This window comes from gamma proteobacterium SS-5, assembly GCA_009497875.2.
In the GTDB taxonomy this organism is placed as follows: Bacteria; Pseudomonadota; Gammaproteobacteria; order Chromatiales; family Chromatiaceae; genus Magnetovirga; species Magnetovirga frankeli.
Genome location: CP032508.2, coordinates 2,276,484 through 2,294,059, shown reverse-complemented (window position 1 = coordinate 2,294,059; position 17,576 = coordinate 2,276,484). Strand labels below are relative to the sequence as shown.

Genomic DNA, 17,576 nt, shown 5'->3' with positions numbered 1-17,576 from the left:
TTAAACCCGCCAAGCCTTGGGTAACCAAGCTGGCGGGTTTTTTTATGCCCGACGATCATGGGGCGACCCCACACCTATCTGAGCTAGGTGTGGGGCACCCCGGAACATGAAACATCTTCTAATCAATGGGACGCAGAGGACGCAAAGGAGCGCAAAGGACGCAGAGAAGAATGAGGAAGACGTAGCCCGGATGGAGTGCGGAGAATCCGGGGTTGCTGCTGGGCAGGGCCACGCCTAACCTTTGCCCCTCCGAGCATCAGATCGGAATTTCCAGGGCTCGGAGCTCCCAGATTGACAGGCGGCCATGTTGTTTCACAGTAACCTTTGCGTCCTTTGCGTTCTCTTGGCGTCCTTTGCGATCCATTGCTTTGCGGCCCAGTGAGTTGCGGCCCAGGCCAATTACCCCGTTTTCTCTGCCTGTTTGCCCTGGGCAATCATTGACCTGGCTCAAGAACTTGGCCCAGGCATGGGCTTAGCCTAGGACCATGGAAAAGAAACTAAAACTACAGTATCCCCCTGGCGATCTGGCCATCTGGATCTTCATCCTGGCCGAGCTTCTGGTGTTCGCGGTATTTTTCAGCGCCTACGCCTTTACCCGCGCCAATCATGTTGAGCTGTTCAATGAATTTCAGCTCACCCTGAACTCGGATGCGGCCCTGCTCAACACCTTTGCCCTGCTCACCTCCAGCTACTTCGTGGTGCGCGCCGTCTCCGCCATCCGCGAGAACAAGCATCAGCTCTGCGCCCGCTGGCTCTGGGCGGCGCTGGCCATGGGCGCTTTGTTTCTGGTGATCAAATCCACCGAGTATGCCCATCACTTCGGCATGGGCATCAACCTGAGCACCAACAAGTTCTATATGTTCTATCTGTCTCTGACCTTTTTCCACTTCATGCACGTCATCCTTGGCATGGTCATACTCATGGCCGTGGCCTTCAAGGCCCGCGCCGGTGACTATAGCGCCGAGGAGCATGACGGCGTGGAGACCGGTGCCAGCTACTGGCACATGGTCGATCTGGTCTGGCTGATCCTCTTCCCCCTGGTCTATGTAATGCGATGAAGGTCGATACAGCGGAAAAAGACACCACCCGGGGCACGCCCCTGATTCGTCCCTGCACCCGGGTCTATCTGATCCTGATGGGGCTGTCGGTGGTCACCTGGGGCATAGGCAAGTCAGGCCTGGCTGGCCTGGAGCTGGCCCTATTGGTGCTGGCCTTTGGCCTGATCAAGGGCTGGCTGGTGGGGGATTACTTCATGGGCCTGGGCCGACTGCGCGGCTTCTGGCGCTGGCCAATCCTGGTCTGGCTGCTGATCCCCGGCGGCCTGATCAGCCTGGCCTTCTACCTGTCCTATCCGGTGTAGCTGCTGGATGATTGGATTTTTTGGGTCCACAAATGAACGCGAATGGACGCAAATTCACACCTACTAACGCTCATGGAGCGGGCAGCGTCACCACACCAATGGGACGCAGAGGACGCAAAGAAGCGCAGAGGACGCAGAGAAGAATGAGGAAGACGTAGCACAGATGAAGTGCGGAGAATCCGGGGTTGCCGCTGGGCAGGGCCACACCTACCCTTTGCACCTCCGAGCGCCCTTTCGAAATTTCCGGGGCTCGGAGCTTCCAGATTGGCAACCGGCAATGTTGTTTCACAGTAAGAATGCTCAACTAATCTAGCCATTAGGACAACAGCCCCCTAGTCGCACCCCTCGCCCCAACCCTCTCCCGGAGGGAGAGGGAGCAAGAGAGCGCTTCGCGAGTTTCGCAGCAATGCCACTGAAACACATAGGTAAGTAGGTATAAATTTGCGTCTATTGGCGTTCATTTGCGGACTTTATTTACTACCCCAGCTTCACCCCACCACGAGTTGAGCCCATGAGCCAGAGCACCGCCCCCTATTACGTCCCCCAAGGCAGCGAGGTGGAGCTGTTTGAACATGCCTGGCAAAACCAGCTGCCGGTGATGATCAAGGGCCCTACCGGCTGCGGCAAAACCCGTTTTATTCAGCACATGGCGGCGCGGCTGGGGCGGCCCCTGTACACCGTCTCCTGCCACGATGACCTCACCGCCGCCGATCTGGTGGGGCGGCATCTGATCGGCAGCGAGGGCACCTTCTGGAGCGATGGCCCCCTCACCCGCGCCGTGCGCGAGGGCGCCATTTGCTACCTGGACGAGGTGGTGGAGGCGCGCAAGGACACCACGGTGGTGCTGCACCCGCTCACCGACGACCGCCGTATCCTGCCCCTGGAGCGCACCGGCGAGACCCTCAGCGCGCCGCCGGAATTCATGCTGGTGGTGTCCTTCAACCCCGGCTATCAGAACCTGCTCAAGGGGCTCAAGCCCTCCACCCGCCAGCGTTTCATCGGCATGCGCTTTGATTTCCCCAAGCCGGAGCTGGAAATCGAGGTACTGCAGGGCGAATCGGGCATAGACGCCGAACGCGCCACCCAACTGGTGGGCCTGGCCAATTCCCTGCGCGCCCTGAAGGATCACGACCTGGAAGAGGCGGCATCCACCCGCCTGCTGGTGTATGCCGCCACCCTGATCCGCAGCGGCCTGTCACCGCGCCAGGCCTGCATCGCCGCCCTGGTGGAACCCCTGTCCGACGATCTGGACACACTTACCGCCCTGACCGAGGTAATCCATGCCAATCTCGACTGAGTCCCCCGCTGAAGATCAGCCCGAGGCAGACAGCGGCCAAGTCGCCATCTGGGCCGAGGTGCTCTACCTGATCAATCTACTGGTTATCCCCGGCCTTGGCTTTGTCCTGCTCTACTGGCTGTATCGGCGCAATATTGACCAGGCCGCGCCGCTGGATAAGGCCCACCTGCAACAAACCCTCAGCGGCAGTATCTGGGCCGGGGTGCTGCTGGTGCTGGTGAACCTGCTGATCCTGCTGCTCGGCGGCTATCAGGGGGTGAATACCTGGGTCATACTCATCACCTACTTCACCCTCTGTCACGCCAGCCTGGTGCTGTTTGGCGCCTATGGCCTGGCCAAGGCCATGTCCGGCCTGTGCTGGCGCTATCCCCTAGTGGGCAAGCCCCTGCCGGAGGGCTGCCCGCAGAAGCAGGTCAGCCTCTGATGACCACCCTGCAACGCCGCCGCGCCTGGTTCCAGTGGGGCTTTTTTGCCCTGTTTCTGCTTGCCCCGCCGCTGGATATCTTTCGCATCGACCTGACCCAGCAGCACGCCATCCTGCTGGGCATGGACTGGAAGCTGGGCATAGACGCCTTCGTCAAGGGCGAGACCGATGTGCTCGGCGTCACCCTCAGCCTGCTGCTGTTTGGCTTTATCCCCCTGTTTGGCGGCGCGGCGTTGTTTCTCTGGTCCGCCTGGCGCTTTGGCCGCCTCTACTGCGGCTGGCTCTGCCCGCATTTCTCCGTGGTGGAGATGATCAACAAGCTGATGATCCGCGCCTCCGGCAAGCCCAGCCTGTGGGAGCAGCGGCTGTTGCCGGAAAAGCAGGCCGATGGTCGCATCCTGATGCCCAATCCCCTCTATTGGCTGGCGGTGGCGCTGGCGGTGATCGGCTTCAGCTTCCTCTGGGCCCTGGCCCTGCTCACCTACCTGCTGCCGCCGTTTGAGGTGTATAGCAACCTGCTCAATGGCGAGTTGACGCGCAATCAGACGATTTTTCTTAGCGCCGCCACCCTGGTGCTGAGCCTGGAATTTACCTTCGCCCGCCACCTGTTCTGCCGCTTTGCCTGCGCCGTGGGGCATTTTCAGAGCCTGGTGTGGATGGCCAACAGCAAGGCCATGGTGGTGGGCTTTGACACCAATCGGGCCAAGGACTGCCAGAGCTGCAACAACGCCTGCGACAACGTCTGCCCCATGCGCCTGAAGCCGCGCACCCTCAAGCGCAAGATGTTCACCTGCACCGAATGCGCCCAGTGCATCAGCGCCTGCGAGCAGGTACAGCAGGGTCAGCAAAAACCCCTGCTGCGCTGGGTCAGCGGGCCTGATGCCCTGCCGGTGGTGACGGGCAGGGATTATCCGAAAGACGGGGATAAGCTGAGTGGCAATTGAAAAGCGGGACTCGGGACTCGGGACTCGGGACTCGACCCACAAGATAGCTGTTGCCGTTCGAGCTGAGGTGACTGTAGCCTGGACGGAGTGCAACGGAACCCGGGGGGCCGCTAGCACGGGTTTTGCTGCCCCGAATTGCACTGCGCAGGTATGTGTCAGTTTCCCGCGAGGTATGATGCCGGAAGGAAACGCTTCGCTGTATCCTCGCTATAGATCCCTCCCGAATCCCGAGTCCCCAGTCCCGAGTCCCGTCCTCTAATGGAAGAACAGGTAGGCGCCCTCTGGCATCGGCTGATCACCCGTCTAGCCGATGAAACCCACCCAGAAGCGGCGGTGGAGCTGAAAAGCCTGCAGCGGCCGCTGGGGATCTATTTTCGTGCCCTCGGCGGCGACCCGGCGCTGCAGATCGAACTGGCCGATGCCACCGCCTATGCCCGGCGGCGCAACTGGCTGCAGCGTATCGCCGGCAGCGCCGAGAAGATCGAGCTGGCCTGGCGTGATCAGCGCTCCCTGCGTCTGCCGCCGCGCATCGCCTGGTTTGCCAGCTCGGCGCTCAACACCGATCTCTACTATTGGCTCGCCGCCCTGGCCACCGGTGCCGATGGCCGACAGCAGGACTGGCTCAGCGCCAACCAGCAACTCAGTATCCAGGCCCTGCTACGCTTTCCCGGCCTGCTGCCGCGCTATCATCGCCTGGCCGAGGCCCATCTGGCGCAGCGCCCCGACCCCGCCAGCCTCAAGGCCGATGAGGCGGCAGTGGAGCAAGCCATCCGCCAGGCCCTGCAACAGCCCGGCACTGTGGCCCAGCTGCCGCCAAGCAAGCGCGCGCCCTTTCCGGTGCCGCTCTGGCTGCACCCCCATCCACCACGCCCGCCGGGTCAGGACGCCCCGGCAGATACCGAACCCCCGCCGCCGTCGGGCCAGAACCGCGAGCTGGAGGACATGTCGCGCCGCCAGACCGAGCGGGTGGATGAGCCCAAGGGTGGGCGCGGGCTGATCACCATTCGCATGGAAAACATCCTCACCATCGGCGAGTTTCTCAAGGTGGATCGGGATGCCGAAGATGAAGAGGACCTGGACCAGGCCGAGGCCGCCGCCCGTGACCTGGACAAGATCTCGGTGGCGCGCAGCAAGCAACGCGCCGCCGCCAGCCTCAAGTTCGATCTGGATTTGCCCTCCGCCGCCGAGGACGATCTGGTGCTGTCCGAGGGCCTGCTGCTGCCGGAGTGGGACTGGCGCAAGCAGGCGCTGCAAGATAATCACTGCCACATCCAGGAGTTGCAGGCGGACGTCACCGAGGTGCTGGCCCTGCCGGGGCATCTGCAGGCCACCGCCAAGCGCCTGCGCCATCAGTTTCAGGCCCTGGCACCGGCGCGCACCTGGGAACGCGGTCGACCCGATGGCGATGAGGTGGATATCGACAGCTACCTGCGCTTTTGCAGCGACCGCGCCGCCGGCATCCAGGCCAGCGCCGATAGGCTGTGCCGGCAGATAACCAGCGGTGCCCGCGATCTGTCCTGCCTGTTGATGGCCGACCTGTCCCTGTCCACCGACACCTACGTCAACAACGATTACCGGGTGATCGATGTCATCCGCGACAGCCTGTTCCTATTTGCCGAATGTCTCACCGCCACCGGCGACCCCCATGCCCTCTATGGCTTTTCCTCACGCAAGCGCGACCCCATCCGCATCCATCAGATCAAGGACTTCGCCGAGACCAGCCTGGGCCTGGTGCGCGGCCGTATCCAACAGATCAAGCCCGGCTACTACACCCGCCTGGGCGCGGCCATCCGCTATGCCAACCGGCAACTGGAGCCACGCCCGGAGGGCCGCCGCCTGCTGTTGGTGCTGACCGATGGCAAGCCCAACGACCTGGACCAGTACGAGGGCCGCTACGGCATCGAGGACACCCGCCAGGCCATCTTCGAGGCCCGCCGCGCCGGGCTTGAGCCCTTCTGCGTCACCATCGACCGCAAGGCCAACGACTACCTGCCCTATCTGTTCGGCAGCAGCGGTTTTGTCGTCATCCGCCAGCCCTCGGAGCTGCCCAAGCAACTGCCCCTGCTCTACGCCCGGCTTACCGTCTGAATTGAAAGGTGAAGTTTGAAGGAATGGACCCTTCTGGCGTTTTTTTGAATCGCGGGCAAGCCTGCTCCCACAGGGCCTACCCTATTGATGTGATGTGGCTAGAACAATTGGGTAATGCTCCCATCGGGCCTTTATGGATAGCGTAACTGCTCTACGATATCAAAGCCCATGCTGGGCAGCCATTCCCAGGAGTAGCTTTGCAGGTTGCTCAGGGCGCGGCCCCTGGCCTCGGTGAAGGAGCGCATGCTGAAGCCGCAGCCGTAGCCGGTGCGTTCGGACCCGCGCCAGTTCTTGAAGGTGCTCTTGACCACCATGACGTAGCCGTAGGGGTAGATCGCCGTGGCCTGGGTGTGGCGTATATCCACCCCCTTGTAGTTGCTGTCATAGCCCTTGCTGGCAAGGATGCGTTCGGCCTCCTCCACCGCCTCGATGGGGTGGCTCATGCCATAGACCAGGGCATAATCCAGGGTGTTGCCCTGCCACTTGGCCATGACGCAGGCGGCACCGCCGATCTCCACATCCAGCTTGTCGCCAGTCAGCCCCGCCGCCTGCGAAAGGCCCGAGCTGGCAAGCAGGGCCAGGATAAGCAGCAGCCGCGGATACGGGCCGTGCTCAGGGCTCATAGCCCGGTCTCAGCCAGAACAGCTGGTTGTCGCCCTGCTCGCTGACCTGGGCCTTCATCACCACCCGACCGGGGCCGGTACGCCAGGTCGCCACCCGGTTGGCAGGCGGCAGCTTGCGGTCGATCCCTGGCTGGCCATAGACCGCCGTCAGTTGCTGCGAGAAGGCCTCATGATAGGCGGCGCGATAGCTGAGCTTGATGCGCTTGAGGCGGCCATCCTGCAGAAAGAAGCTGAGGTAGCGCGCCGGCAGGCTGTTGATGGCGGCAATGTGGGCGTAGCAGACCTGATTCAGGCCGGTGCCGTCCTTGGCTTCGCACTGAAATTCCAGCTTGGGGTAGATCTTTTGCAGTTGGGCCAGGTCTTCGTTGCCGTTGAGGGCGGCAAAATCCAGGTTGATGGCCGGGTTACCCATGAGGCGCAGCAGGTTGACATCGGCCCAGCGCTGGCCGTTCGGGTCAAGCACTATCCACATCACCGGCACGATGAGCACGAACAGGCCGAGTATCTTGAGCGACAATTTCCAGCGAAACATCAGGACTCCAATTCTTCCCAGCGGTCATAGGCGGCGGCCAGATCGGACTCCAGCCGGGCCATCTGGCCATTCAATTGCGACACTTTATCACCTCCGGCCTGGTAGAGGGCGGGGTCGGCCAGTTGCTGCTGGATCTGCTGCAACTCCTGCTCCAGCTGTTCGATGCGCTGGGGCAGCCGATCCAGGTCGCGCTGATCGTTGTAGCTGAGCTTCTTGCGCTGGGCTGGTGCCGGGCTGGGCCTGGCGGCCTGCTTGGCCGCTTGTTTGGTACTCGCTTTGGAGCTGGCATTGGCCTGGGGTCTGGCGTCGTCTGCCTGCCCAGCGGCAGCGGGGCGCTGTTCCAGCCAGTCGCTGTAGCCTCCAACGTATTCGCCGATACGGCCATTGCCCTCGAACGCCAGGCATGAGGTAACCACATGGTCGAGAAAGTCCCGGTCATGGCTGACCAGCAGCAGGGTGCCGGTAAAGCCCATGAGCAGCTCTTCCAGCAGCTCCAGGGTCTCCACATCCAGGTCGTTGGTGGGTTCGTCCAGCACCAGCAGGTTGGCCGGGCGGGCAAACAGCTTGGCCAGCATCAGCCGATTGCGCTCACCGCCCGATAGGGCGCGCACCGGCTGACGTATCCGCGAGGGGCTGAACAGGAAGTCTTGCAGATAGCTGATGACGTGCCGCTCCTTGCCATTGACCTCGATCTTTTCACTGCCGCCGGCCAGGTTATCCAACACCGACTTATCCTCCTGCAGGGCCTCGCGCAGCTGGTCGAACAAGGCGATCTGCAGATTGGTGCCCAGCCGCAAACTGCCGGACTGGGGCTGCAAGCGCCCCAGCAGCAGGTTGATCAGGGTGGACTTGCCCGCCCCATTGGGGCCGATCAGGCCGATGCGGTCACCGCGCAGGATGCGGGTCGAGAAGCCCCGCACCAGGGGCCGACCATCCCAGCTGTAGCTGATCTCGCTGGCCTCGACCACCAGCTTGCCGGAGCGTTCCGCCGCCTGTAGCTGCATCCGCGCCTGGCCTTGCTGGCTGCGCCTTTGCCGATATTCCTCGCGCAGTTGCTGCAACGCCCGCACCCGGCCCTCGTTACGGGTGCGCCGGGCCTTGATCCCCTGGCGAATCCATACCTCTTCCTGAGCGAGCTTCTTGTCGAAGCGCTGGTTCGCCTTCTCCTCGGCATTGAGGCGCTCGTCGCGACGCCGCAGGTAGTTGTCGTAATCACCCGGCCAGTCGGTCAGGCAGCCCCGGTCCAGCTCCAGGATGCGGGTCGCCAGACGGCGCAGAAAGGCGCGGTCATGGGTGACGAACAGCAGCGCCCCCTTCCAGTTGAGCAAAAACTCCTCCAGCCACTGGATGGAGGCTATATCCAGGTGGTTGGTGGGCTCGTCCAGGAGCAGCAAATCAGGCCCAAGCACCAGGGCGCGGGCCAGCAGGACGCGCCGCTTCATACCCCCGGAGAGGGTGTCAAAGCGGGCATCGGCATCCAGGCCCAGGCGCGACAGCACACGTTCCACCTGCTGTTCCATCTGCCAGCCGTCCACCGCCTCCAGTTGCTGCTGGACCTGGGCCAGCTGTTCCAGATTGGCCGTGGACGGGTCTTCGCTGACCCGCTGACCGACCTGGTGATAGGCCTTGAGCAGCTGGCCGGCCCGCTCCAGGCCATCGGCCACCACGTCGAATACCGTGCCCTGGGTGGCGTCCGGCACCTCTTGTTCCAGACGGGCGATGCGCATGCCCTGACCGATGTTGCATTCGCCCTCGTCGGCCTGGATCTGGCCGGCGATGAGCTTCATCAGGGTGGATTTACCGGCCCCATTGCGGCCGATGAGACAGATGCGCTCAGCCGACTCTATGGCCAGCTCGATCCCGTCCAGCAGGGATTCTGCGCCATAGGCCAGGTGGATGTTCTTCAGTGTGATTAACGGCATGGCGGGATGATACCCGATGCCCGGCCGGTTTGGCGCGGGAAGTTTGCCGCGCCTTGGCTCAGTCGGCCCCTTCGATGATCTCATCTTCCAGCCGATCCAGGTGCTGGATGATGCGCTCGGAGATGGGGGCGATCTTGGCGTAGAGTTCCTCGACCCTGTCCCGCTGGCCCTGCTCTCGGGCGTCGATGATCTCGCGGATGACCTGGTGCAGCTCGGCGTGGGTCGGCTCCAGATCCTTCATCTGCCGTAGATGACCGTATTTCTTCCGCCCCTCGCCGTAGTACCACTGGCCCAGCTTGCAATGCTGGTGGGATGCCGCCTCGGGCATGGGCAGCACATCCTTGCCGTCGATGAAGCCGCGCACCCTGGCCCGCCAGTCCAGGTGCGCGGCCTTGGCGGCCTCGAAGTCCAGGCCATGGCCGCCGGTGGTGGAGAACTGACCGACCACGGCCTGCAGGTCGCTGGCGGTACGGCCCAGATTTTCCACCACGTCCTGGGTGGCGCGGGCGTTCTCGGCGGTGTCTCGGGTGGCGTCGCTGATGTTGATGATCTTGCGGTTGATCTCCTCGGCCACCTGCCGCTGTTCCTCGGCGGCCAGGGCGATCTGGGTATTCATGCCGGTGATGGTGGCGATGGCCTCGATGATGCTTTGCAGCGAGGTCAGGGTACGTTCGGCCAGCTCCACGTTGGTCTTGGCCTTGTCCCGGCCGCTGAGCATGGCGTTGACCGCCTTGCCGGCACCGCCCTGCAGGCGGCTGATCATCTGCTCGATCTCGTTGGTGGATTCCTGGGTGCGGGTGGCCAGGCTGCGTACCTCATCCGCCACCACGGCAAAGCCGCGCCCCTGTTCACCGGCGCGGGCAGCCTCGATGGCGGCGTTCAGCGCCAGCAGGTTGGTCTGCTCGGCAATGGTGCGGATCACATCCAGCACCGAGCCTATGCTCTCGCTGTCTTTGGCCACATCGCGGATCACCGCCTCGGCCGCCTCGATCTCCGTGGCCAGTTGATGGGTGGCCTGCACCGTGGTAGTCACCACCTGACGACCCTGGTCCGCCTCCCGATTGACCGCCTCGGCGGCCTCACGGGCCTGGGCGGCATTCTCCGCCACCTGGGTGATGGTGGCGGTCATCTGGTTGACCGCCGTGGCTACCTGCTCGGTCTCGCTCTCCTGCTGCATCAGTTTCTGGGTGATCTGGCTGGAATATTCAGTGGTGCGCGCAACCGATTCTATGACCGAGTTGACCGAGTTGGAGGTGCGGCCGATGAGGGAGCGAATCTTCTTGGTGAACCGATTGAAGCCGTCGGCCAACTGGCCGATTTCATCCTCGCCGGACTTCACCAGGGTGCGCGTCAGATCGCCCTCGCCGCTGGAGATATCGATCATGGTATCGGCCGCCAGACGAATCGGGCCTGAGACGATGCGGCCAATGAACCAGGCAACCACCAGCCCCAGCGCCAGGGTCAGGCCCAGCAATAGGGCCACGCGCTGGCTGGTGGCCTCGGCCCCTTGCAGCAGGGCCGCGCTGGTGTCGGCGATGGCGGCCTTCTGGATCTCCAGCAATTGCTCCAATTGCCGGTTGAGGTCGTGGAACAGCGGGGTCAGCTCGCTGCGCACCAGCCAGGTATCGGTACGCCATTGCTCGCCGCCATGAATCTCCACCATCTTGCCGAGATTGTTCTTGAATTCCTTCATCTGACCCTGAATCTGCTCCAGGGCATTCTGCTGCTCGAAGGTCAGTTCATCCTCAAACTCGGCCAGGCCGGCGATGGACTTCTCCGCTGCCCCCATGTAGAGGTTCATGTCGTCTATGCTTTCGTTATTGCGGAAGGCCAGATAACCGCGAATACCGCGCATGACATTGGACCAGTTGTACCTGAGATCGCCAATCAGCAGGAGGATCTCCTTGCGCTCATCACTGGCCTCCTCGTCCTGTTCCGACAGCAGCATCTGGCTGATCAGTTGCAGCAGCACCCGGTTGATGGGATTGACATGGGTGTTGGAGTACTGCAAGGCGGGAAAATTCTTGGTGTAGGCCTCCGCCGCCTGCAGCAAGCGCGGCTCCAGCCTCCGAAAACGGGCGATATTCGCCTCTATGCCTTGCATCAGCTCGGCACTCGCCGCATCATCACGCACTACCCGCAGGGCGCGCAGCTGCTCCAGGGTCTGCCCGGTCTGGTCCATGCTTTTGCTATAATTGGCCCTGTGCTCGTCCTCGCTGCTGAGCAGATAGAAGCCCAGGGCCGATGCGCTTTGTTGCAGCTCGGTGGCCAGGCGCTCGGCCAGCAGGGCGGCCGGCTGGCGTTGCTCTATGACCTCGGTAACCTGCTCGCCCACCCCTTTGAGATTGGCCAGGGTGAGGGTGGAGATGATGGCCAGCAGGGCCAGAATGAGGCCAAAACCGGCCCAGATTTTACTGCCTATGGATAGGCTGGCGATCAGACGCCGCATTGGCTGCTCCTCGGGGGCAAAGGATCCGGCAGATCAGGGGCCTGCCTCACTGTGGCCGAGTCATTGCACCGGAACTGGATTGTGAATTGTCAATTTTGTTTCTAGGAATTGTAGTCAGAATCGGCAGCAAAGGGCAAAACCTTAGCCGCCAGCTGGGTGTAGCCCGGATGGAACGCTGAAGAAATCCCCCCTGCCCCCCTTTAGTAAAGGGGGAGATTTGACACCCAGGCAGGCCCAGCGCCTACCGGATTTTTACCCACCGCCAACCTGTTGAAGAAGGCCATGAACACAAGATACCGCACCCCCCTGCCCGGCACTGAGCTGGATTATTTCGATACCCGCGCTGCGGTTGAGGCGCTCAAGCCTGGGGCTTATGCCGGCCTGCCCTATACCTCGCGGGTGCTGGCGGAGAACCTGGTGCGCCGCTGCGCGCCTGAGCTGTTGGAGCCTTGTCTGGAGCAGATCATCGAGCGTAAGCGTGAGCGGGATTTCCCCTGGTTTCCGGCGCGGGTGGTCTGTCACGACATCCTCGGTCAGACCGCCCTGGTCGATTTGGCTGGGCTGCGGGATGCCATTGCCGCTGGTGGTGGCGATCCGGCCCAGGTCAATCCGGTGGTGCCGACCCAGCTGATCGTCGATCACTCCCTGGCGGTGGAGTGCGGCGGTGACGACCCGGACGCCTTCGCCAAGAACCGCGCCATTGAAGACCGGCGCAACGAGGACCGCTTCCACTTTATCAACTGGACCAAGCGCGCCTTCAAGAACATCGACGTCATCCCGCCGGGCAACGGCATCATGCACCAGATCAACCTGGAGAAGATGTCGCCGGTAATCCAGCGCCGTGACGGCGTCGCCTTCCCCGACAGCCTGGTGGGCACCGACAGCCACACCCCCCACGTCGATGCCCTGGGGGTGTTCGCCATCGGCGTCGGCGGTTTGGAGGCGGAGAGCGTCATGCTCGGCCGCGCCTCCTGGATGCGCCTGCCGGATATCATCGGCGTCGAGCTGATCGGCCAGCGTCAGCCGGGCATCACCGCCACCGATATCGTCCTCGCCCTGACCGAGTTCCTGCGTCAGCAAAAGGTGGTCTCCGCCTGCCTGGAATTCTTCGGCGCCGGCGTTGAAGGCCTGACCCTGGGGGATCGCGCCACCATCGCCAACATGACGCCGGAATTCGGCGCCTCGGCGGGCATGTTCTACATCGACCAACAGACCCTGGATTATCTCCAGCTCACCGGCCGCGAGCCAGACCAGGTCCGGCTGGTGGAGATCTACGCCAAGCAGGCCGGGCTCTGGGCCGATGATCTGCGCCAGGTCCAGTACGAGCGCCTGCTGCAGTTCGATCTGTCCAGCGTCGGCCGCAACCTGGCCGGCCCCTCCAACCCGCATAGACGCCTGCCCACCAGCGCCCTGGCCGAACGGGAGATCGCCGCGCCCTACCAAAAGATCCCCGGGCAGATGCCCGATGGCGCGGTGATCATCGCCGCCATCACCAGCTGCACCAACACCAGCAACCCGCGCAATCTGATTGCCGCCGGCCTGCTGGCGCAGAAGGCCAACCGCCTTGGCTTGAAGCGCCAGCCCTGGGTGAAAAGCTCCCTGGCCCCCGGCTCCAAGGTGGTGGAGCTGTACCTGGAAAAGGCCGGTCTGCTGAAGGAACTGGAAGCCCTGGGCTTTGGCATCGTCGGCTTCGCCTGCACCACCTGCAACGGCATGAGCGGCGCCCTCGACCCACAGATCCAGCAGGAAATCATCCAGCGCGACCTCTACGCCACCGCCGTGCTCTCCGGCAACCGCAACTTCGACGGCCGCATCCACCCCTACGCCAAGCAGGCCTTCCTCGCCTCGCCACCGCTGGTGGTGGCCTACGCCCTGGCTGGCAGTATCCGCTTCGACATCGAGCGCGACAGCTTCGGCAACGATAGCGCCGGCAACCCCATCCACCTCAAGGACCTCTGGCCCAGCGATGAGGAAATCGATGCCCTGGTGCGCAGCAGCGTCAACCCGGCCCAGTTCCAGCAGGTGTATGAGCCCATGTTCGCCGTGCAGACCGAGGCCGCCGAGGCCATCAGCCCGCTGTACGACTGGCGCCCGCAAAGCACCTACATCCGCCGCCCGCCCTACTGGGAAGGCGCCCTGGCCGGTGAGCGCCGCCTGCAGGGCCTGCGCCCCCTGGCGGTGCTGGGGGACAACATCACCACCGACCACCTGTCGCCGTCCAACGCCATCCTCGCCAACAGCGCCGCCGGTGAATACCTGGCGCGCATGGGCCTGCCGGAGGAGGACTTCAACTCCTACGCCACCCACCGCGGCGACCACCTCACCGCCCAGCGCGCCACCTTCGCCAACCCCAAGCTGCTCAACGAAATGGTGCGCGACGCACAGGGCCAGGTGCGCCAGGGCTCGCTGGCGCGGATCGAACCCGAGGGTGAGGTCACGCGCATGTGGGAGGCGATCGAGACCTACCTGCAGCGCAAGCAGCCGCTGATCATCATCGCCGGCGCCGACTACGGTCAGGGCTCCTCCCGCGACTGGGCCGCCAAGGGCGTGCGTTTGGCCGGGGTCGAGGCGATACTCGCCGAAGGCTTCGAGCGCATCCACCGCACCAACCTGGTGGGCATGGGCGTGCTGCCGCTGGAATTTCTCCCCGGCCAGACGCGCCAGACCCATGCCATCGACGGCAGCGAGCTGTTCGACGTCATCGGCCAGCCCAGCCCCGGCGCTGAGCTCAAAGTGCGCATGCAGCGCAACAATGGCGAGACCCTGGAGATCCCGGCCAAATGCCGTCTGGACACAGCGGAGGAGCTCAGCATCTACCAAGCCGGCGGCGTGTTGCAACGCTTCGCTCAGGACTTTCTAGCATCAAAGGGCTGAAGCCGTTGGCAAGCTGAGGCAGCCAAACCGACAGAAAAAACCGGATCGCAAAGAACGCCAAGAAAAGGCAAAGGTCGCAAAGGGGTAACGACTCATTCCCTCTTTCCCAAGGGGCGAGGGGGCTTAGCAGCCCGAGTCGTTAGGCTTTTCCAGCATCATTTGCGTCCATTCGCGTTCATTTGCGGACCCTCAAACGATACAACCAAGGCCATAACATGACAGATCAATCCAACATGGCACCTCAAATCCGGATCCCCGCCAGCTACATGCGCGGTGGCACCAGCAAGGGCGTCTTTTTCCGCCTGCAAGACCTGCCGCCCGCGGCGCAGGTGCCGGGACCGGCACGGGATCGGCTGCTGCTGCGGGTGATCGGCAGCCCCGACCCCTACGGCAAGCACACCGATGGCATGGGCGGGGCCACCTCCAGTACCAGCAAGGTGGTGATCATCGGTAAAAGCGAGCGGCCGGGACATGATGTGGACTACCTGTTCGGCCAGGTGGCCATAGACAAGCCCTTCATCGACTGGAGTGGCAACTGTGGCAACCTCAGCTCGGCGGTAGGCCCCTTCGCCATCAGCGCCGGGCTGGTGGATCGGGAGCGGATTCCCCAGCAGGGCACCGCCCTGGTGCGCATCTGGCAGGCGAACATCGGCAAGAGCATCCACGCCCAGGTACCCATCAACCAGGGCCAGGTGCAGGAGACCGGCGATTTCGAGCTCGATGGCGTCACCTTCCCCGCCGCCGAACTGGTGCTGGAATTCCTAAGCCCAGTGGACCCGGACGAGGCCCTGTTCCCCACCGGCAATCTGATCGACAAGCTGGAGGTGCCGGGAGTCGGCGCGTTTCAGGCAACCCTGATCAGCGCCGGCATCCCCACCGTCTTTCTGCGCGCCCAGGACCTGGGCTACAGCGGCACCGAATTGCAGGAGGCGATCAATGGCGATACTCAGGCCCTGGCCCGGTTTGAGGCCATTCGCGCCCAGGCGGCGCTACAAATGGGGCTGATCGAGCGCCTGGAGCAGGCCGCCAGCCGCCAGCACACGCCAAAGTTCGCCTTTGTCGCCCCGCCGCAGGACTACACCGCCTCCAGCGGCAAGCCGATCCCGGCCAACGCCATCGATCTGAACGTCCGCGCCCTGTCCATGGGCAAGCTGCACCACGCCATGATGGGCACGGCGGCGGTGGCCATAGGCACGGCGGCGGCCATCCCCGGCACCCTGGTGAACCAGGCCGCCGGTGGCGGCGAGCGCCAGACCCTGACCTTCGGCCACCCCTCGGGCAGCCTCAGGGTCGGTGCCCAGGTAGGCCAGCGCGATGGTGCCTGGATAGTGGAGCGGGTCATCATGAGCCGCAGCGCTCGGGTGTTGATGGAGGGCTGGGTACGCATACCCGAATAAGGCAAGCTCGGCCCGGCCTACGCCATCCCTACTCCGATGTTCATGCCAACAGCCTGGATTTTTCCATGAAAGAACAACTTAAGGTCATCTTTGCCTCCAGCGAGGCGATCCCCTACATGAAGACCGGCGGTCTGGCGGATGTCTCCGGCAGCCTGCCGCCGGTGCTGCGCGGCCTGGGACAGGATGTGCGCCTGGTCATCCCGGCCTACCCCTCGGCGCTGGAGCGCATCGGCCATTGCTGGGAGGTAGCGCACCTGCGCCTGCCCGGCCATCATGAGCCCATCTGGCTGCTGGAGGGCCGTGGCCAGGATGACATGCCGGTGTATCTGGTCCACGCGCCCCAGTCCTTCGAGCGCGCGGGCAACCCCTACACCGGCGCGGATGGCCTGGACTGGCCGGACAACCACCGCCGCTTCGCCCTGTTCTCCCGTGCGGTCACCGCCATCGCCCTGAATCACGCCGGGCTGGACTGGCAACCAGACGTGGTACACGGCAACGATTGGCAGACCGGCCTGATCCCGGCCCTGCTCAACAGTGAATGGCAGCGCCCGGCAACGGTGTTCACCATCCACAACCTATCCTACCTGGGCCTGTTCCCCCGCACCGCCTTCGATGAATTGCTGCTGCCGGCCGATCTGTGGCGCATGGAGGGGCTGGAGTTTTATGGTCATGCCTCCTTTCTCAAGGCCGGCCTGGCCTATGCCGATCGCATCAGCGCGGTCAGCCCCACCTATGCCGAAGAGATCCGCACCCCCCAGTTCGGCTATGGCCTGGAGGGCCTGTTGAGCTACCGCGCCAAGTATCTGCGCGGGATCATCAACGGGGTGGATTACCGGGTCTGGGATCCGGCCACCGACAGCGCCCTGGCAGGGAATTTCGATGCCGACAACCCAGCGCCGCGCCTGCTCAACAAACAGGCCCTGCAGCGCCACTTCGGCCTGCCGTTGCGGGATGACGTCATGCTGCTGGGCTACATCGGCCGACTGGTGGAACAGAAGGGCATAGACCTGATCCTCAGCATCCTGCAGCGGTTGGAGAACAAGGGCGGCGTGCAACTGGTCATGCTCGGCTCCGGCAACCCCGAACTGGAGCGGGGCGTACGCCATGCCCAGTGGCATTACCCGCGCATGTTCTCCTGTCATATCGGCTATGACGAGTCCCTGGCCCATCTGATCGAGGGTGGTTGCGATGCCTTCCTCATGCCCTCGCGCTTCGAGCCCTGTGGCCTGAACCAGCTGTTCAGCCTGCGCTACGGTGCCCTGCCGGTGGTCCACGCCACCGGCGGCCTGGCCGATACCGTGGTGGACGTCAGCCCGGAGAGCCTGGCTCAGGGTACCGCCACCGGCTTCACCTTCAGCCATGCCGACCCCCAGGGGCTTTGGTATGCCCTGGAGAAGGCGATCAATTTCTACCAGAAGACGCCAGAGACCTGGCGCAAGATCATGCGCAACGGCATGACCCAGGACTACAGCTGGCGCAACAGCGCCGAGCAGTACCTACAGCTCTACCGGGAGGCGATGGAAGAATCCCCCCTGCCGAGCGTGGAAGGTTTGAAAAGTGAAGCTTGAACCTAACGGACATGGAGCGGACAGCGCCACCCCGGAACATGAAACATCTCTTGGCGGCTCCGGGACTCGGGACTCGCGAGTTGCCACGGATGTTTCAC

The 17,576-nt window shown here is 63.5% G+C and carries 13 protein-coding genes; 9 read left to right on the top strand and 4 right to left on the bottom strand.

Annotated features, from left to right (window positions below; translation table 11 throughout):
- Nucleotides 1-485 precede the first annotated feature (485 nt).
- The 6 genes from D5125_15710 (at nt 486) to D5125_15685 (ending at nt 6,113) form a co-directional block, all read left to right on the top strand.
- The gene (locus D5125_15710; GenBank protein ID QFY90790.1) at nt 486-1,058 is read left to right on the top strand and encodes a cytochrome c oxidase subunit 3 family protein; all 573 of its coding nucleotides are present in this window, start codon (nt 486-488) and stop codon (nt 1,056-1,058) included.
- The gene (locus D5125_15705; GenBank protein QFY90789.1) at nt 1,055-1,360 is read left to right on the top strand and encodes a cytochrome C oxidase subunit IV family protein; all 306 of its coding nucleotides are present in this window, start codon (nt 1,055-1,057) and stop codon (nt 1,358-1,360) included. The genes D5125_15710 and D5125_15705 overlap by 4 nt, the downstream gene beginning before the upstream one ends.
- Before the next feature lie 511 nt (nt 1,361-1,871).
- Nucleotides 1,872-2,657 carry a CbbQ/NirQ/NorQ/GpvN family protein gene (locus tag D5125_15700; protein QFY90788.1) on the top strand — a complete coding sequence of 262 codons (786 nt, stop codon included), beginning with the start codon at nt 1,872-1,874 and terminating at the stop codon, nt 2,655-2,657.
- Entirely contained in the window at nt 2,641-3,081 is a 441-nt protein-coding gene (locus D5125_15695) for a hypothetical protein (GenBank protein QFY90787.1), read from the top strand. The genes D5125_15700 and D5125_15695 overlap by 17 nt, the downstream gene beginning before the upstream one ends.
- A complete protein-coding gene (locus D5125_15690; protein QFY90786.1) occupies nt 3,081-4,025 on the top strand; it encodes a 4Fe-4S binding protein in 945 nt (314 codons plus the stop codon). Before D5125_15695 ends, D5125_15690 begins: the two co-directional genes overlap by 1 nt.
- Before the next feature lie 258 nt (nt 4,026-4,283).
- Nucleotides 4,284-6,113: a VWA domain-containing protein gene (locus tag D5125_15685; protein QFY90785.1), complete on the top strand. Its 1,830-nt coding sequence runs from the start codon at nt 4,284-4,286 to the stop codon at nt 6,111-6,113.
- 131 nt (nt 6,114-6,244) lie between these two features.
- On the opposite strand, the gene D5125_15680 is transcribed toward D5125_15685, so the two are convergent.
- Genes D5125_15680 through D5125_15665 form a run of 4 tightly spaced genes read right to left on the bottom strand, consistent with a single transcriptional unit; the run spans nt 6,245 to nt 11,639 of the window.
- Nucleotides 6,245-6,736 (bottom strand): hypothetical protein, encoded by a 492-nt coding sequence (locus D5125_15680; GenBank protein ID QFY90784.1) that lies wholly within the window; start codon nt 6,734-6,736, stop codon nt 6,245-6,247.
- Nucleotides 6,726-7,268 carry a hypothetical protein gene (locus tag D5125_15675; protein QFY90783.1) on the bottom strand — a complete coding sequence of 181 codons (543 nt, stop codon included), beginning with the start codon at nt 7,266-7,268 and terminating at the stop codon, nt 6,726-6,728. Before D5125_15675 ends, D5125_15680 begins: the two co-directional genes overlap by 11 nt.
- Complete coding sequence (locus tag D5125_15670; protein QFY90782.1) at nt 7,268-9,190, bottom strand: ATP-binding cassette domain-containing protein; 1,923 nt, start codon at nt 9,188-9,190, stop codon at nt 7,268-7,270. The genes D5125_15675 and D5125_15670 overlap by 1 nt, the downstream gene beginning before the upstream one ends.
- 58 nt (nt 9,191-9,248) lie before the next feature.
- On the bottom strand, nt 9,249-11,639 hold the full coding sequence (locus D5125_15665) for a CZB domain-containing protein (GenBank protein QFY90781.1): 2,391 nt from the start codon (nt 11,637-11,639) through the stop codon (nt 9,249-9,251).
- A gap of 282 nt (nt 11,640-11,921) precedes the next feature.
- On the opposite strand from D5125_15665, the gene acnD reads away from it, so the two are divergent.
- The 3 genes from acnD (at nt 11,922) to glgA (ending at nt 17,478) form a co-directional block, all read left to right on the top strand.
- Nucleotides 11,922-14,513, top strand: a complete 2,592-nt coding sequence (gene acnD, locus D5125_15660) for a Fe/S-dependent 2-methylisocitrate dehydratase AcnD (GenBank protein QFY90780.1) — start codon at nt 11,922-11,924, stop codon at nt 14,511-14,513.
- A gap of 233 nt (nt 14,514-14,746) precedes the next feature.
- The gene (gene prpF, locus D5125_15655) at nt 14,747-15,910 is read left to right on the top strand and encodes a 2-methylaconitate cis-trans isomerase PrpF (GenBank protein ID QFY91195.1); all 1,164 of its coding nucleotides are present in this window, start codon (nt 14,747-14,749) and stop codon (nt 15,908-15,910) included.
- A gap of 65 nt (nt 15,911-15,975) precedes the next feature.
- Nucleotides 15,976-17,478, top strand: a complete 1,503-nt coding sequence (gene glgA / locus D5125_15650) for a glycogen synthase GlgA (GenBank protein ID QFY90779.1) — start codon at nt 15,976-15,978, stop codon at nt 17,476-17,478.
- The last annotated feature ends 98 nt before the right edge of the window (nt 17,479-17,576 follow it).

Bases quoted from the DNA above. Each gene is read 5' to 3' on its own strand.
- D5125_15700 (QFY90788.1), top strand. From the start codon at position 1,872: ATGAGCCAGAGCACCGCCCCCTATTACGTCCCCCAAGGCAGCGAGGTG.
- D5125_15665 (QFY90781.1), bottom strand. From the start codon at position 11,639: ATGCGGCGTCTGATCGCCAGCCTATCCATAGGCAGTAAAATCTGGGCC.
- D5125_15695 (QFY90787.1), top strand. From the start codon at position 2,641: ATGCCAATCTCGACTGAGTCCCCCGCTGAAGATCAGCCCGAGGCAGAC.
- prpF (QFY91195.1), top strand. From the start codon at position 14,747: ATGGCACCTCAAATCCGGATCCCCGCCAGCTACATGCGCGGTGGCACC.
- D5125_15710 (QFY90790.1), top strand. From the start codon at position 486: ATGGAAAAGAAACTAAAACTACAGTATCCCCCTGGCGATCTGGCCATC.
- glgA (QFY90779.1), top strand. From the start codon at position 15,976: ATGAAAGAACAACTTAAGGTCATCTTTGCCTCCAGCGAGGCGATCCCC.
- acnD (QFY90780.1), top strand. From the start codon at position 11,922: ATGAACACAAGATACCGCACCCCCCTGCCCGGCACTGAGCTGGATTAT.
- D5125_15690 (QFY90786.1), top strand. From the start codon at position 3,081: ATGACCACCCTGCAACGCCGCCGCGCCTGGTTCCAGTGGGGCTTTTTT.
- D5125_15675 (QFY90783.1), bottom strand. From the start codon at position 7,268: ATGTTTCGCTGGAAATTGTCGCTCAAGATACTCGGCCTGTTCGTGCTC.
- D5125_15685 (QFY90785.1), top strand. From the start codon at position 4,284: ATGGAAGAACAGGTAGGCGCCCTCTGGCATCGGCTGATCACCCGTCTA.
- D5125_15680 (QFY90784.1), bottom strand. From the start codon at position 6,736: ATGAGCCCTGAGCACGGCCCGTATCCGCGGCTGCTGCTTATCCTGGCC.
- D5125_15670 (QFY90782.1), bottom strand. From the start codon at position 9,190: ATGCCGTTAATCACACTGAAGAACATCCACCTGGCCTATGGCGCAGAA.
- D5125_15705 (QFY90789.1), top strand. From the start codon at position 1,055: ATGAAGGTCGATACAGCGGAAAAAGACACCACCCGGGGCACGCCCCTG.